The sequence below is a fragment of the Leptospira paudalimensis genome (genome assembly GCF_026151345.1).
In the GTDB taxonomy this organism is placed as follows: domain Bacteria; phylum Spirochaetota; class Leptospiria; order Leptospirales; family Leptospiraceae; genus Leptospira_A; species Leptospira_A paudalimensis.
The window spans coordinates 3,144,753-3,159,292 of sequence record NZ_JAMQPR010000001.1 but is presented as its reverse complement, the minus strand read 5'-3'; the positions used below and the strand labels follow the sequence as shown (position 1 = coordinate 3,159,292).

General features: G+C 34.8%; 18 protein-coding genes. 1 reads left to right on the top strand and 17 read right to left on the bottom strand.

Annotated features, from left to right (window positions below; genetic code table 11):
• Positions 1-27 precede the first annotated feature (27 nt).
• From ND855_RS14610 to ND855_RS14550, 13 genes are all read right to left on the bottom strand, one after another.
• Positions 28-327, bottom strand: coding sequence for a PadR family transcriptional regulator (locus ND855_RS14610; RefSeq protein WP_265358944.1), 300 nt, complete (start codon positions 325-327; stop codon positions 28-30).
• Positions 328-544: 217 nt separating this feature from the next.
• On the bottom strand, positions 545-1,168 hold the full coding sequence (locus ND855_RS14605; RefSeq protein ID WP_265358943.1) for a GNAT family N-acetyltransferase: 624 nt from the start codon (positions 1,166-1,168) through the stop codon (positions 545-547).
• A 152-nt stretch (positions 1,169-1,320) separates the two neighbouring features.
• Positions 1,321-2,931 (bottom strand): copper chaperone PCu(A)C, encoded by a 1,611-nt coding sequence (locus tag ND855_RS14600; protein ID WP_265358942.1) that lies wholly within the window; start codon positions 2,929-2,931, stop codon positions 1,321-1,323.
• 78 nt (positions 2,932-3,009) lie between these two features.
• Positions 3,010-3,795 carry a hypothetical protein gene (locus tag ND855_RS14595; protein ID WP_265358941.1) on the bottom strand — a complete coding sequence of 262 codons (786 nt, stop codon included), beginning with the start codon at positions 3,793-3,795 and terminating at the stop codon, positions 3,010-3,012.
• Between the two features lie 104 nt (positions 3,796-3,899).
• Positions 3,900-4,313 carry an LIC_11090 family protein gene (locus tag ND855_RS14590; protein ID WP_265358940.1) on the bottom strand — a complete coding sequence of 138 codons (414 nt, stop codon included), beginning with the start codon at positions 4,311-4,313 and terminating at the stop codon, positions 3,900-3,902.
• A gap of 90 nt (positions 4,314-4,403) precedes the next feature.
• Positions 4,404-5,189, bottom strand: coding sequence for an ABC transporter permease (locus ND855_RS14585; protein ID WP_265358939.1), 786 nt, complete (start codon positions 5,187-5,189; stop codon positions 4,404-4,406).
• Complete coding sequence (locus ND855_RS14580) at positions 5,186-5,893, bottom strand: ABC transporter ATP-binding protein (RefSeq protein ID WP_265358938.1); 708 nt, start codon at positions 5,891-5,893, stop codon at positions 5,186-5,188. Before ND855_RS14580 ends, ND855_RS14585 begins: the two co-directional genes overlap by 4 nt.
• Entirely contained in the window at positions 5,890-7,197 is a 1,308-nt protein-coding gene (locus ND855_RS14575; protein ID WP_265358937.1) for a nitrous oxide reductase family maturation protein NosD, read from the bottom strand. Before ND855_RS14575 ends, ND855_RS14580 begins: the two co-directional genes overlap by 4 nt.
• Complete coding sequence (locus tag ND855_RS14570; RefSeq protein ID WP_265358936.1) at positions 7,169-7,555, bottom strand: nitrous oxide reductase accessory protein NosL; 387 nt, start codon at positions 7,553-7,555, stop codon at positions 7,169-7,171. Before ND855_RS14570 ends, ND855_RS14575 begins: the two co-directional genes overlap by 29 nt.
• Entirely contained in the window at positions 7,545-8,156 is a 612-nt protein-coding gene (locus ND855_RS14565; RefSeq protein WP_265358935.1) for a hypothetical protein, read from the bottom strand. Before ND855_RS14565 ends, ND855_RS14570 begins: the two co-directional genes overlap by 11 nt.
• Positions 8,157-8,161: 5 nt before the next feature.
• Positions 8,162-10,081 (bottom strand): Sec-dependent nitrous-oxide reductase, encoded by a 1,920-nt coding sequence (gene nosZ / locus ND855_RS14560; protein WP_265358934.1) that lies wholly within the window; start codon positions 10,079-10,081, stop codon positions 8,162-8,164.
• Between the two features lie 8 nt (positions 10,082-10,089).
• The gene (locus tag ND855_RS14555) at positions 10,090-10,551 is read right to left on the bottom strand and encodes a c-type cytochrome (RefSeq protein WP_265358933.1); all 462 of its coding nucleotides are present in this window, start codon (positions 10,549-10,551) and stop codon (positions 10,090-10,092) included.
• 28 nt (positions 10,552-10,579) lie between these two features.
• Positions 10,580-11,116 carry a fasciclin domain-containing protein gene (locus tag ND855_RS14550; RefSeq protein ID WP_265358932.1) on the bottom strand — a complete coding sequence of 179 codons (537 nt, stop codon included), beginning with the start codon at positions 11,114-11,116 and terminating at the stop codon, positions 10,580-10,582.
• Between the two features lie 222 nt (positions 11,117-11,338).
• On the opposite strand from ND855_RS14550, the gene ND855_RS14545 reads away from it, so the two are divergent.
• Positions 11,339-11,776, top strand: coding sequence for a bacteriohemerythrin (locus tag ND855_RS14545; protein WP_265358931.1), 438 nt, complete (start codon positions 11,339-11,341; stop codon positions 11,774-11,776).
• Between the two features lie 6 nt (positions 11,777-11,782).
• On the opposite strand, the gene ND855_RS14540 is transcribed toward ND855_RS14545, so the two are convergent.
• The 4 genes from ND855_RS14540 to ND855_RS14525 are packed head-to-tail and all read right to left on the bottom strand — an operon-like array spanning position 11,783 to position 14,523.
• Positions 11,783-12,193, bottom strand: a complete 411-nt coding sequence (locus ND855_RS14540; protein ID WP_265358930.1) for a cbb3-type cytochrome c oxidase subunit I — start codon at positions 12,191-12,193, stop codon at positions 11,783-11,785.
• A gap of 3 nt (positions 12,194-12,196) precedes the next feature.
• The gene (locus ND855_RS14535) at positions 12,197-12,616 is read right to left on the bottom strand and encodes a hypothetical protein (RefSeq protein ID WP_265358929.1); all 420 of its coding nucleotides are present in this window, start codon (positions 12,614-12,616) and stop codon (positions 12,197-12,199) included.
• 16 nt (positions 12,617-12,632) lie between these two features.
• Positions 12,633-13,115, bottom strand: coding sequence for a hypothetical protein (locus ND855_RS14530; RefSeq protein WP_265358928.1), 483 nt, complete (start codon positions 13,113-13,115; stop codon positions 12,633-12,635).
• Between the two features lie 10 nt (positions 13,116-13,125).
• Positions 13,126-14,523: an OmpP1/FadL family transporter gene (locus tag ND855_RS14525; protein WP_265358927.1), complete on the bottom strand. Its 1,398-nt coding sequence runs from the start codon at positions 14,521-14,523 to the stop codon at positions 13,126-13,128.
• Positions 14,524-14,540: the final 17 nt, after the last annotated feature.

Here is a 14,540-nt window from a genome sequence, read left to right as displayed (position 1 = left end):
GTCCTAATTTATTTTTTTTGTTTCCATTTAATTAAGAATTTCACCAATCAATTCTTTTAGTTTGAATTTTGCAGAAGTAAGTTCTTTTTTTCCTTTTGGCGTGATACGATAGTATTTACTTTTTACCTTACCCAATTGTTCAATGCGAGAACGAATGAGTCCTTTTTCTTCTAGTTGTTTTAAAAGTGGATACAAAGAACCAGGACTAATTTTATAACCATGTTCTCGCAATTCTTCCATCATCCAAACACCGTAAATTTCTTCGTTTAGACAGTGGTGTAAAATATGAATTTTGATAAAACTAGAAAAAAATTCATTAATTCGCATTCAAAATCAAATTACGATATCTTAATTTGATTTTGAATGGAAAAAATTTACCATTAAGATAGAATGTATCCAATTTGAGATTGTTTCAATGAGGAGTGGGGCGCCTCGAAATGAATTCGGAATCAAAGCTGATTCTAAACCGACCGCGCCTTTCGTTCCAATCTTTCCGTTCTGGAAAGGATTTCCACTGCAGCTTTTGATTCAGGAAAATTCCTATTCAAACTTCTTTTTCCATATAGTGGTGAGATGGAATTTTACCTTCCCAACCTTTCGGATACCTTGTTTCTTTGATGACAAATCCTAATTTTTGATAAAGGCCAATCGCTGAAGGATTTTCTGTTGATACATCTAAAGCGATTGTTTTGTATCCCGGATTTTTTTGGATCATATATTCGATGAGTTGTTTGGCGATCCCTTGGTTTCGATGTGATTCTAAAACAGCAATATGACCTAAATACAAACATTTTGATTTAGGTGGTTGGATAACTGTCTCTGTTTTTAAACCACGTGCCATTACTTTTGGTGCTTTCCATTTGTATAACGAAAGGATTTTTAACGCTGTGCCGATGGTAAGAGCTAAAAAACTTGGTTGGGTGTATTGTAAGATGGATCCAACCACTTGTCCCTCTTTTTCAGCGACAAAGTGATTTGTATACGAGACAGTGTTTCCTTTTTTTGGGTAAGCGGTATTCAAAAAATCAAAGGCAGTTAGGTTACCTTCTTGGAATACAAAATTCCATGCAAGTGGTCCTGAGGAATGGATGAGAGGGACGATATGATTGTTATCTTCAGGTTTAGCATTGCGGATGGTAACTGGATTTGGAGTCTCTTGGGATGGCATAATTGAAGTTGTAATTGTTTTTGGCTTGTATACACAACGAAAATTTATTGGATTCGAATGGATGCGCCTCGGATTGTAGCGGAAATCCTTTGTGTAAACAAAGATTGGAGCGTAAAGCCGGAGATGTGCGCCCCAAAATTTGTAAAACAATTTTAAAAACTATAGGAAGCAAACACATTGAACAGTTCTCGCGTTGCCAATTGTGGTCCATTTAAATTTTGATGGAATGGCCGTCCGTATTCGAATCCAAATCGAATGCCAGATAACATTCCTTTGGTGACTAGAAAATTGAGTCCTACAAACCAATCACTTCTCATGCCACCTTGTCTATAAGGATCATTTTGAGGATCCATTTTAGGGTCAAGTGTCGCATCTAACCCTTGTAAATTGAGCCATCTTTGTTTAGCCACTCGAAAGGAAAAAGACATCGAATCAAATAATAAATACGATATCCAACTTGAGATTTCATAACGATTTCCAAATTTATAATTGTTATCATTCTTTCCCATCCGTAAATTTGCCTGGGTTAAAACTCCCCAAGTAAATCGGTCATATTGTCCGTTGTAGGAAAGTTGCGGTAGTAAATTGTAAGTTCCTGTTCCTGGTTGCATATTATAAGGAACCTTTTGTTTTCCCATCATTGGCATATTATCTCGTTCATCGATGGATCCAGTGGGCAAAGATATTCCCATACCTGTAAAAAAGTTTTGATGATCAGTTTTGATAAGCCTGTAGGCTGCACTCACACTAACATCTCCGATACCTGCTGAACTCATAGGAGCTCGATCAAAATTACTTGATAACATCGTCATTCGATTTTTGACAACAGGCACCATGAACATAATCATCCATTTGTCCGAGATAGATGTCATAACACTTGCCATATTCATTTCCATTACCATATCTGTTGGCACAGACATATAATTGAATTTGTTCTGAGATAATATAGGAATCGTTGTTCCAATAGGTGAACTTGTAATCAAACTTCCCGTTGGCATTGCAACAGTTGGATCAGTATAAGGAAAATATAATGTACCTAAATCGGATAACCCTTTCGTTCCAGATTGTAATCCCCACATCTTCATACCCATATACCGGTAATCGATCATCCATTTGCCTTTCTCATGGATGTGTGGATTCATGATTCCTGCAGGTCCAATCATATCAGCACGATTGTGAGAATGATGGTCGCCATTTCCATGTTCGTCGTGATGGGAATGGTCTTCTTCTTCATTCTCAGCTACATTAGTGAAATGATGGTCTTCGGTTTCCTCTTCTGTGGTACTTGGAAGATTTGAAATCGGATCTTTTGTTAAGGATGGATTTTTGATTGAGGATATATTAGGAGAAGAAGTTTCTACTGGAACTTTTATTTCAATTTCTGTACCATTATTAAAAACCAATCGCAAAGGAATCAGTTCTTTTAATTTCAGTGGAGATTTGATTCCAAACACCATGATATGAAATCCTTGGGGTGATAAGGAGACGGTTGTTTTTTTGGGAATTGGAATCTCAGTGACTGCAACCATCTTTTTTCCATATTCACTTTTTTGCATGTCATACAATTCAACTCGATTTGCGACATCTGAAATCGTTTGGGTTAGTTTTACATCTTTATTTGAAACATTGGATATAGTAAGATAAATTGCAGAATTTGATCCATTCGTATACTTTAAATAAGCATTTGAGATATTTATCTCTTTTGCAATGAGCGGTGAAAAAAGCAGAATGGATATGATGATGAGAATTTTTTTAAGTTTCATAAAATTACAATTTCCTTTTCCAAAAATGTCATACTAACGAAATTTTTTCGTTAGTATGACGAGTGTTTGGAGAGCGGTTTACATTTCAGTATTGGAAACGATGGATCCAATTGTAAATGAAGTGATTGTCGCTCCATTTAATACAAATCCTAATGAGTTTCCGCCAGTGTAAGTTGGAACATTCATCATTTGCATGATAGGGTAATAAGACATGGATCCTCTTTCTGTAGATGTCAATTCAGCACATGGTTTATTAAATCCATTGAGAAATCGGGAACCACCAGATGTGTATTGGAAATCTAAACAATACGTATAAGTTGTTCCAACATTTGGAATAGGAGCAGAGACCGAACCTCCTTTTCCCGTATTACCATAAACACCTGATGCATTTTTATATTGTGTTTGTGCACCAGCAAGCAAACGATATGTGGGACCTGAGGTCGGTGTGCCACTTCCATAGGCAATCACATCGATTGAACTTGATGACGAATTCATTGTAAATGTTACTTCAACATTGGTTCCACCTTTGTTAGTTGCCAACATCACATCTGTAGTGGTTGATAAAACAGAGCTCGAAGAAGAACCGGTTGCCCCTTTTGTGATTCCTGTTTGGGTTAGGCCCAAATTGGCAAAACCAACGTCACTACAATCTGAGATACTATACTTTACCCTTGGTTTACTTTCTACTTGGGTTAGGTTACTTGGAATTGCTTGTGATTGAGTGATTCCGCAATTGGGATTTAAGTTTGATGCAGCAAGAAGAGACAAAAGGTTCGTTGTTTCAATACCAGATTTGTCTGATGTTAAACTACATTGCGTTAAAAATAAACTAATGATACAAATGAGAATTGTTTTTGAGAACATAAAAATACCTTATTAGATTGATCCAAGGTTCCATTGTTAATGGATTCCAAGTAACTTGATATACATTCAGTTATGAATTGAGTGAATGAATGACATAGATTGAATTAAGTCAAAAGTCTTGGTGGTTTGTCAGGAAGGTGGCTATAACCGAGAGGTAAGTTTTGAGAGAAAGAAGATTCAATCGATAATAAATCAAATAGAATTGTATTTTGAAATTTGAAAGGATTCACATAACTTGGATTCATTGATTGGGATTGAATGATTTTTGCGGCCATTTTTTTCTTGGAACATGTACAAGTATGAGCGCTGGAAGTTTTTTTCAAATGACAAGTCATTCTTTTTTTGGGATTAGATTTTGAATCATGATGTACTTCTGATTCAGAGTTATGGTTACAATGACAAACCATTGACAATTGGTACAATGATTGTGCGAAGAGTCCTGATTCCAAAAAAAGGATTTTTCCTAAAAATGGAACCAAGACTAACATCGTGATGATTGTGATCCAACATTTCCTCATGGTTGGACTTAGTATGCATTAAAGAAGTAAATCCTTCCATGATCTAAATCAAGATTCTTAAAAATATAGTAAATTAGATTGAGATCCGTTCTAAAAATTTCTTTTTTGAAACTTGAAATAAGAGATAAAAAGAGGAATACTTACCCATAACGAAAGGAACAATATTGCGATCAAAAGAACACCTGCCATTCCTAAGGTTTTGAGTAAAATGGCTCCAGAAAATCCTAGTAATGCCGCCGCACTGGTTTGCAATAAGATAAAAATTCTGACTAAATCAATAGGGTTTAGTAAGATAATGATCAGTGATGGAATTTCAATTGGATAGTCTCCAAGATATAAACTCAACATAAATACGATAGCGTCAAAGAAGATAAAGAAATACAACCATACTAACAAAGATATGGTGAGTACGATTTCCCCTCTTCGTATAAAAGAAGAGGTTAAAAAAGCAAGTGCTACAAAAATATTAGTTAAAAAGATTCCAAAAATCAATAGTTCCAAAAATAAAAAAAGAAATTTTGGATCACTCATAAATAAAAAGAAACCTGGAATTCCGAGACCAATTAAAAGACCAATAGATAAGGATGTTGTAATTCCAAAAAATTTTCCAAAGAATAATGACTTACGTGTCACAGATTTTGACAATAACACTTCAGAAAATGGCATCGATTCTAAGAATGTCATTCCAGAGAATGTAATGGAATACAGTGGAATCACGATAAGAGTTAAGTTCATTGTGCTCACTAGTAATCGGATTCCATTTTGGTCTCCAAAAAAACTCAATACTAACATGACAATGGCTAAGAGTCCGGAATAAATAAATATCCATCTGCTTCGGATGTTCTCTTTGATTTCGAAAAGTAATATTTCTTTCATACTTTTGTTTTGTATTCCTCATTCCAGAAATGCATTAAAGCTTCGTCCATTGTCACTTTGTTGTTTTTTTCTAGGAAATTTTTAGGTGTATCATCTATCAATATCGATCCCTCAGATAATAATAGAAAACGATCGGCTAACTCTTGTAATTCCGATAATATATGTGTGGAAAATAACACAAGTGATCCTTGTTTTTTTTGTTCGATCAAAAGATTTTTTAATAAATGTGATATATATGGATCCAAACTTGCAGTTGGTTCATCTATCACATATAAGTCTTTTTGTTTTGAAAAACATTGTAAAATACTGATTTTTTGTTTGGTTCCACCAGAGAGGTTTCCGATTTTTTTCTCTTCATGATGTTTCAAATCAAGTAAATTGAATAATTTTTCAAATCTCGATTCATCAACTGATTCTAATTTCTTAAAAAATGAAATGAGTTCTTTCACTTTGATATTCGTTGGGAATCGAGGAGTTTGTGGCATATAACCAATTGTATACGAATTTTCTTCTTTCCCATTAAATTGTATGGAACCTTCATTCGGACGGACGAGTCCAAGTATACCTTTGATAAGAGAACTTTTTCCAGAACCGTTTGGACCAATAATGGATACAATATTTCCAGATTCTACGGAAAAGTTTACATTTTTGACTGCATATGAATTCGATCCGTAACTGATAGATAAATCATTCACTGTTATCATATTCTAACCTTCATTCTTGGTTGTTTGTCTTCAAACTCAATGGGCGTAACGATGGGAAATGCTTTTTCGATCCCTTGCAGGAATAAGACAACAGGTGATTCATACAGTATCATGAGAAAAGGATAAACGGCAATCCAATAACCAAAGAAGTGTATTGTTTTATGAGGAACATCTCCATATTGGTCTAAATTTAAATCATATCCTCCATAGTGATCCCAATAATTATTTAAAAATACATTGGTTGTTGATTTCGTATTCGTACTAATATCAAAAACATTTTGAATGAAATTATTATCTTGAATATTGTTATGATCAGTATTGCCTAAAATTTTGATTCCCCATCCGTTATCGATGAAATTGTTTTTTAGAAATTCTATTTTTGTAATGCCATCTGCAAATACTGCAATCGTATTCCCTTGGAATAAATTTTCTGATAATACACTTTCTGTTATATCTTTTAACAATATTCCATTCGAACTTTCACCCCAATTTTCGATAAATTGGTTTTTTTCCATTAGAATTCTTCTGCTATACATCACTGCAACACCGGCAGAATTGTTTTTGAAAATATTATTTGTAAATTGATTTTCACTGGAAAACATAAAATGCATTCCATATCTGATATTTTCTTTTGATTCATTGTTATCAATTTTTAAGTGTTCAGAAAATTCTAGGTAAATTCCATCTCTATGTTTTTTTAAGTGATTTCCAATGATTTGGTTGTTATGTGAGGACCACAAATGAATTCCATTTCCTCCCAAAACTTCGTTTTCTGCATTTCCAATGGAAGAACTATTTTTAATGATACATTCAGATGATTCAGAAAGATAAAAACCATACACATTGTCTTCCAATTCCAAATTTTCGAAATAACAATGGTTTACCTTTTCAGCATACACACCTGCATATTCAGCTAAATCAGAAATTCCACTTCCAATGATCTTTAAGTTTTGAATTTTCACAAAATTATGATAGATTCCAAACACATGTTTTTCTTTTAAACCATCAATGATGACACCTGGTTCACCAATTATCGAAATTGATTTTGCGATGGGAATGAATCCTTCTTGGTAAATGCCTTTTTTGATTTGGATTGTATCGCCTTCACTCGCGATTTGAATTGCTTGTTTGAGAGAGGATACTTGGCAGGTTTTGCAAACTGTGATATTTTTTCCAACGATCGATGAAGGAAACAAATGAATGAAGAAGAGTATGATTATAACAAAAATGGATTTCAATTGTTTTGGTATCTTATTAGAGAATAAGACATACCAATCAATTTTGAAAAGGGATTGTTTCTTCATTGGATTTGAAAGCGGCTAATCCCCCGCCCATAGGAGATCGAATTTTATTCGTTTGGATGATAATTGCGTTTTCTTTCGGTATAAATTCGTTAGATTGTAAATAATTTGAAACCCATATTTGTTTTGGTTTCATTTGTTTTTGGTTTATAAACTGATCTGCACATTCAATTGCATCAAAATGATATCGTTTGCCTTTATAAGTGATGAGTTGTGTATGAAATCTCATATCAACGATGGACATGGAACAATGATCACATTTTTTTTCTCCTACTGTAAGACTCTCTGGTTTCACCTCCCCACAGTTGCAAAGAACAACTGTGAGTGTGAAAAAAATGAGTTTATGATGTTTAAACCACATTTGATTTTTTCCTTCGTTTTTCATCCCATAGGATATAGACAAGTAAGACGAGACTAGAAGCCAAAATCATACCACCATAAGAAGGATAACTACAAGCAGTTATATTCAACATCACTTTACAACCTAGAAGTGGAGGTTGATAAGCCATTCCTTCAATGATGATAGGAGCATCTGGATTTAAGTTGTGTCCATAATTATACTCCCATCTCCAAAAATCAAACAAACCAACGAGTCCAACGATGATTAAATTGATGATGCCAAGAATTGCCATTCCAACTTTTGGAAATAATTCAGTAATAAAAGCACCAATAATCAAATATGCTAATACATATGGCATAAAAAGAAGTTCAGGGATTGATTCTGAAATGATCTCTTTCATACCAATGTAGTGATTTAACAAATTGATATTTTTTAAATCATAGGGAGTTGCACCAGTGATTTGATTGATCCATATTTGCATCCCAAGTCCTTCAGGATACTGAGGTGCAGAAATTGAGATTGCCCAGATTGGGATAAAATAGACCAATACGAGGAATAAACCGACCCCTAAGATTAGGAGTCGGTTTTTTTTACTTAACGTTTGGAAAAGTAAATCTTTCATATAATTCACGGACTTACACGGATGTATTGTTGCATCTCTTGGTGTAGAGCAGAGCAAAAATCAGTGCAATAGAAAGGATAAATTCCTGGTTTAGGAGCTACCCATTTGAAGGTTCTTGTTTCACCTGGCATGATAAGTAAGTTAGTCATGTTAGGTGCTCCACCGATTGCGAAACCATGAGGGATATCATAGTCTTGTTCCAAGTTAGTAACATGGAAATATAATGTTTCTCCAGTCCTTGCTTCAATGATATCTGGTTTGAAGTGAGATCTGATAGCAGTCATGTAAATGTGTGTAGTGTTACCTAGTTTTACAATCCTTGCATCATTTTCACTTTTTGTCGCATAAGGGTGTTTGTTCTCTTCCAATGGAAATAACTTAGCTGTTTTATCCATAATGAGTTTTGCTGGAATCATTTGTGAATAATGTGGTTCACCTACTGTTGGAAAATCGGAGAGTAACTCTGCTTTTCCAGAAGAGATATCATAAAGTTGCGCACTTTGTGGTAACTCCATTCCAACTGGTAAATAACGATCTTTTGTGATTTTGTTCATCGCAATTAGATATTTACCGTAAGGTTCAGTTGAACTTCCACCAACGATTGATAAGTGACCAACGCTGTAATAAGCTGGTAAGTGTTGGACTACTTCCCATGTTCCGAGTTTCCATTTCACAACTTCCGAACTCACAAAACAAGAAGTGTATGCATAACCTTGGCCATCAAATTCTGTATGGAGTGGTCCAAGACATGGTTTTTGTACTTCACCAGCAAGTGTTGATTCATACTTAAGAACTGGAATTCCCTCAATTTCAGTTGAGTGATGCTCTTTTTTATCCTTCACCTCAATCATTTTACTAAATGAGTGAACTGGAATGACAGAAGCCAATTTACCTCCACCAACAATGTATTCTCCAGTCGAGTCAACATCGGTTCCATGTGGACTTTTTGGAGTAGGCATGTAATACATCATACCTGGACAATCCTTAGGATTTAACATCTTGACGCCACTTAACTTTGTTGAGACGGCAGGTTTGTTTTCATCTTTAAAGTTGTTAACGTATTCACCACCAAAATTGTAGGCTTTACCTTGGTCTTTACATTCTTTTGCTCGAACCCAGTTGAATGCTAAGATAAAATCTTTATCTTTTTTGGAAGCACCAACTTCTAACATTTTGTGTGCTTGTTCAGAGTTATAACTACTGAAAAAACACCAGTCATGAGATTTCTTTTTTCCGCAATGGGATAGGTCATAATTGAAACCAGGAACTAATACTTGTAATTCGATTGAAAGTCTTCCTGTGTTTTTGTCTACTTTGACCATAGTGACTGTTCCTTTGAACCCACCTTTGGAAAAACTATCTATAGAAACATTACTTTGTGGAACAGGAACAGAAAACCGTGTTGCTGCCATTAAGTATTCTGTGTTCTCAGTTGCAAAAGGTGACGCATGGTTACCAGCAGTGTTAGGAATTTCCAAAATTTCTTTTGTTTCAAAAGACTTTAGATCAATCCTTGCAAGTCTTGGGGTGTTGTTTGCATTTAAGAACATCCAACGTCCATCTTGTTTTCCATCTGTCATTGATGCTTCAACGTGATGGCTATCATCCCAAGGAACATATCCATGAGTTGTTTTTAACATGTCTTTAGTTTCTTCGTCAAAACCATAACCATTTTCTGGAAATACAGAGAACACCGGAATGATTTTGAAAAGTCTTGCAGATGGAATTCCATACACAGACATCTGTCCACTAAATCCACCGGACAAAAAGGCATATACTTCATCCTTTTCTCCAGGAGCTACATACACTCTAGATGCTGCATCTGAAGCCAATGTTGCTGTTGCAGCTCCCTTTTTACAATTTGGTAAAAAAGCAAAAAGGGCAATTCCTAGTGTAACAACGATTATGTTTGATTTTTTTAACATATGGTTACCTATTTTAAATCCATTTTACGGAAGTATTCGAGAATCTCTCTCGCTTCTTCCTCTTTCACATTTTGGAATGTCATTTGTACGAGGTGTTCAGCAAGTAACTCTTGTCCAATTGGATCTTTTTGAGTCATCTCCATTGGGTTTAGAATCATATTCATGATCCATTCAGGAGTTCTTCTTTGTGTAACACCTTGAAGAGCTGGGCCTACGACTTTTTCTTCAAATTTATGACATGCTGAACACTTTGCTTCAAATTGTTTTTTCCCTCTATCTGCCATTGATTGGTCAAGTGCACCAATAGTGACTGAAGATACGGGACCAATACCCTTTGAACCAGCGTTAGATGCAGGTGTTTCTTCTGTTTTCTCTCCTCCGCAAGCGAAAATTGTTAAAAACGATATAAGACCCATTGTGATTCCGATTTTTAGTCGAATGGATCCTTCTTTTGAATTGTATCGATTCATTGTTACTACTCCTTTGATTGATAGTGACTTATTTTTTTTCTGGTGGAAGTAACACTGTATCCACAACATGGATGATTCCATTTGCTGCAGGAATGGAAGCAATGATGGTTGCACCATTGATTAGTGTTTTTCCATTTTTAACGGTTACTTTAGTGTGAGCGCCATTTGCCATACCAAGTTCATCTTCTTTTCCAGTATATTCAGACTTTAGGATAGCTTCTGTTAGGTTACCAACCACCACATGATACTCTAGAATATTTTTTAACGTATCCTTTTGGCTTGGTTTCAGAAGATCATCGACAGTCCCTGCAGGTAATTTTGCAAATGCATCATTTGTTGGTGCAAAAACTGTAAATGGTCCTTGGTTTGCTAGAGAATCAACAAGACCTGCCGCTTGGACGGCTGCAACGAGTGTGGTATGGTCTTTTGATCCAATCGCAATTTTTAGAACATCCTGTTGTGACTTATCATCAGATACAGCAGAGATTCCTTTTCCAGCATCTGCATCGTCACCCTTTCCACAGTTTGTGCCTACAAGAGCAAAACTGAGGAGGATTATAATCATTGTTATTTGTGAGAATCTGTTTTTCATTTGTTTCCGCCCAATTTTTAAATCTAGTATCATTCAATACCAGTCTCAGATGAATTACATTGATCTGGATCAAGCGGAAGAGGGGAGATTTAGTTGATATTTATCAATCGAAGGTCCGGGTGGATAGACGTGTTTTTAAGGATTTAAACCTTGTTTCTAAGGGTGTAAGGAAAAAATGGAAAGTAAGAGGTAGTTATGATCGCAAATTGGGACGTTAAATATGAGACCAATATTTCAGAGATTGACTCTCAACATAAAAAACTGTTTCGACTCATCAATCAAATTGAATCCATTTATGAGGAAAACAAAAATCGTTTATCTGATAATTCAAAGTTATTAATTGAAGCAGTTTCAGAATTAGAGGACTATACCATTAGTCATTTTTTGATTGAAGAACGAGTGATGGAGTTGAACCAATACCCAGAATTGGAAGCTCACAAAAAACAACATGATCGTTTCACTGATAAAATATTGGAACTGAAAAAAAGATTAACATCTGGTAATTTATTAACAAATGATCTCGAATTGAATCACTTTTTCAGCGATCTAATTCAATTTTTAAGGCTTTGGTTAACAAATCATATTTTAAAGGAAGATATGAATTATAAACCGTTTATCAAATTAGATTTATAATCTTTCCTAAGAATTGTATGAAATAGATCTAACCCAAAGTAATCTAATAAACATTACAATTGCTAAACAAATGAGAATTTTGGCATATCGTTCAAAATCGTTTGGCAATTGATTTAACTGAATCAAAACAAAAAAAACGAATCCAATGTTATAAGAATAAAAAAGAAACCAAGCTTGAAAGTGAGAACCTCTTGGTAAATCTGATAAATGTTTTGGAAACATCCAATATGCTGTTCCCATAATGAATTGTATGAAAAATCCCCAAACCATGATCGAATAATGAATTGGCAATAAAAACCAAAATGAATGATCCCATAAAAATATTTTCTGCGACATGAGAAGCGCACCTAATAAGGTACCTAACAGCAAATATACCAATGAACTTCTCAATAACCAAACGGATTGAATAGGAAACATAAATTAAGAAGGTTTCCTATTCATAGGTGTAAGTCTTGGCCATATCTCTAAGATAAAACATAAGATACCCAAAACTTGTAAAAAAATCGAAAGTAAAAATGGAATCTTAACCATTTCGCGATCAACATGTAGAAATGGTTCAGAAGAAAATCGAAACACAAGTCCAAGATTTAAGGAAACATAAGATATCCAAGATAATATGGATCCATTTTTAGAGATCGAAATTTTGCCTTTTGGAAACATCCAAAGTGAAACACCCATAATGATCTGTGTGATCCACCCAATGGCGATCATATGCCAATACACTGGTAGGAGTGGTACTTTGAAATTTAATCCTGGAAACTCATTCAAGCTATAAACTAAAACACCAAAAAACAAATATAACATCCCTGATTTGATAAAGTATCTAGAAATTTTTGGCATGTTTCTAAATTATAAATTATTTAGCTTCGGTTTCTAATTCGATTTTATAACCAGCGTGACAAGCGACACAGTTTTTGGTAAGTTCATCCATTTCTTTTAAGAGAGTATGAATCTCTTCTTTTTTACGGATCTTTGATGCAATTTCATCAAATTTTTCATGAGTTCCAAAACCTAATTTTTTGAATGAAACAGGAAGTTTTAACAAAATCGTTTTTTCTTGGTGTTCTAAACTTGCCACAAGCCCCATGCCAACTGCGTCTGCAGACTTAGCTGCTTTTTCATAATCTTTTTCACCTAGACCAGACAACATACCATTTAGTGCTTCTAATAAGGCTCTCATTTCAGTCAGTACCAATTGTCGTTCAGCAGGCGTTAAACGAATTGCAGTTCTTGTATCAAGAGACTTTGTAGTATTCCCAAAGTAAAAAAAATAACCTAAGGTTATCATTGTGAATAACCATAATAAAATTGCAACTTTTGCTAATTGTAGATGTTTCATAAATTTTCCTTTAAATGTATTGTTCTAGTCCTAAATAAATGCTAAATACACTCATCGATTTCTGATATGAATATTGTATTGGATGTATTTCAGAAGTAGAAAATACAGAGTGTGATAATGTCCAGTCAGAAGTTTTACCTCCAACTGTTTTTTTAGGGAATCCATATTCACAAGCGATATGAAATGAAGTTTCGTTCCATGTGATACTTCCACCTAAAGAAAAATGATGTTCGATACTTGCACCTAACATTGGACTCACTCCACTTGCTGGAATGATATTATTTCCATAACTATAACCCATTCGTGATTTATACTTTTCATTCCATTTGTATTCTGTTCCCAAAGCGAGAATAGTTTGATTTCTCCAATTTAAATTAAATTGAAATGCATTTGTTTCTACTCCAATAGGTGTTCTCACCCATACATCTTCTAAACGAAATTTACTCGAATTAAAACTTTCGGACCATGGAATGTATTTAATGTCCATGTCGATAATCCATCGGTCATTATGATACGAGATTCCTGCGATATGTTTATCTGGCCATATCATATAACGAGAGACTCTAGTCCCGAAGGATCGTTCTGGCAAATAGGAATCCACATGCATGGTTCCATCTAAAGGTAATACATTTCTAGAAGTATATGAGTATGCGATTCTTATGTTTTCTGTAATATCATAAGAAAATCCAATTTTACCTCCAAGTGTAAAAGCAGAATCACTTTGGTATCTGATTCCACCAGGAATCGTAAGACTTCTTGTTTCATCCTGGTAGGTTCGTTTTAATTGCATAAAACCATAAACAAAATCCAATCCAAGTCCGAATGCAAATCTTCCCTCTTTGATGCCAACACCCAATGTTGATTTGACGGTCATAAATCGAAAGGTTAAGTCTTCCACTGCAGAATTTGTTTCGCCAATGACTGGGATGATAGTATTAAATGTATCATTAATCGTGCGTCCATCTGGAGTGAAACGTTTGATATTCTTAAAATGACCACCTCCACCTCCTTGTGCATACAATGCAAATCCGATACTTATGTTTTCAGTGATTGGTTTGATGATCCCTAAATAAGGTAAAACGGCTCTTGGGTTTTCTACAATTTTATTCTGGTATGATTTTAAAGGATTTTGGTCTATATAACTATCATTATATGCAATGGTTGGGAAATGAAAAGAAGATCCCAATTCCCATTTCGTTCGATGAACACGTGCAAGATGAGATGGATTTGATTCTAAATCCATTACTGATCCTCCAACAGCTTGGAATGCGCCACCCATACCCGCTTGCCTTGCACCAAACGCTGGTTGTATGATTCCTTGGAACGCCTCTATTTTGGAAGGGATACCTGGAGTGATCTCTATCCAAATTAGAATCAGTATAAATTTGAAATTGCGACTCGGAATCATTAATTTGAGTCGATTTT

Excerpts from the sequence above, each read along its gene's own strand:
- ND855_RS14610 (WP_265358944.1), bottom strand. The coding sequence starts at position 327 with ATGCGAATTAATGAATTTTTTTCTAGTTTTATCAAAATTCATATTTTA.
- ND855_RS14605 (WP_265358943.1), bottom strand. The coding sequence starts at position 1,168 with ATGCCATCCCAAGAGACTCCAAATCCAGTTACCATCCGCAATGCTAAA.
- ND855_RS14600 (WP_265358942.1), bottom strand. The coding sequence starts at position 2,931 with ATGAAACTTAAAAAAATTCTCATCATCATATCCATTCTGCTTTTTTCA.
- ND855_RS14595 (WP_265358941.1), bottom strand. The coding sequence starts at position 3,795 with ATGTTCTCAAAAACAATTCTCATTTGTATCATTAGTTTATTTTTAACG.
- ND855_RS14590 (WP_265358940.1), bottom strand. The coding sequence starts at position 4,313 with ATGAGGAAATGTTGGATCACAATCATCACGATGTTAGTCTTGGTTCCA.
- ND855_RS14585 (WP_265358939.1), bottom strand. The coding sequence starts at position 5,189 with ATGAAAGAAATATTACTTTTCGAAATCAAAGAGAACATCCGAAGCAGA.
- ND855_RS14580 (WP_265358938.1), bottom strand. The coding sequence starts at position 5,893 with ATGATAACAGTGAATGATTTATCTATCAGTTACGGATCGAATTCATAT.
- ND855_RS14575 (WP_265358937.1), bottom strand. The coding sequence starts at position 7,197 with ATGAAGAAACAATCCCTTTTCAAAATTGATTGGTATGTCTTATTCTCT.
- ND855_RS14570 (WP_265358936.1), bottom strand. The coding sequence starts at position 7,555 with ATGTGGTTTAAACATCATAAACTCATTTTTTTCACACTCACAGTTGTT.
- ND855_RS14565 (WP_265358935.1), bottom strand. The coding sequence starts at position 8,156 with ATGAAAGATTTACTTTTCCAAACGTTAAGTAAAAAAAACCGACTCCTA.
- nosZ (WP_265358934.1), bottom strand. The coding sequence starts at position 10,081 with ATGTTAAAAAAATCAAACATAATCGTTGTTACACTAGGAATTGCCCTT.
- ND855_RS14555 (WP_265358933.1), bottom strand. The coding sequence starts at position 10,551 with ATGAATCGATACAATTCAAAAGAAGGATCCATTCGACTAAAAATCGGA.
- ND855_RS14550 (WP_265358932.1), bottom strand. The coding sequence starts at position 11,116 with ATGATTATAATCCTCCTCAGTTTTGCTCTTGTAGGCACAAACTGTGGA.
- ND855_RS14545 (WP_265358931.1), top strand. The coding sequence starts at position 11,339 with ATGATCGCAAATTGGGACGTTAAATATGAGACCAATATTTCAGAGATT.
- ND855_RS14540 (WP_265358930.1), bottom strand. The coding sequence starts at position 12,193 with ATGTTTCCTATTCAATCCGTTTGGTTATTGAGAAGTTCATTGGTATAT.
- ND855_RS14535 (WP_265358929.1), bottom strand. The coding sequence starts at position 12,616 with ATGCCAAAAATTTCTAGATACTTTATCAAATCAGGGATGTTATATTTG.
- ND855_RS14530 (WP_265358928.1), bottom strand. The coding sequence starts at position 13,115 with ATGAAACATCTACAATTAGCAAAAGTTGCAATTTTATTATGGTTATTC.
- ND855_RS14525 (WP_265358927.1), bottom strand. The coding sequence starts at position 14,523 with ATGATTCCGAGTCGCAATTTCAAATTTATACTGATTCTAATTTGGATA.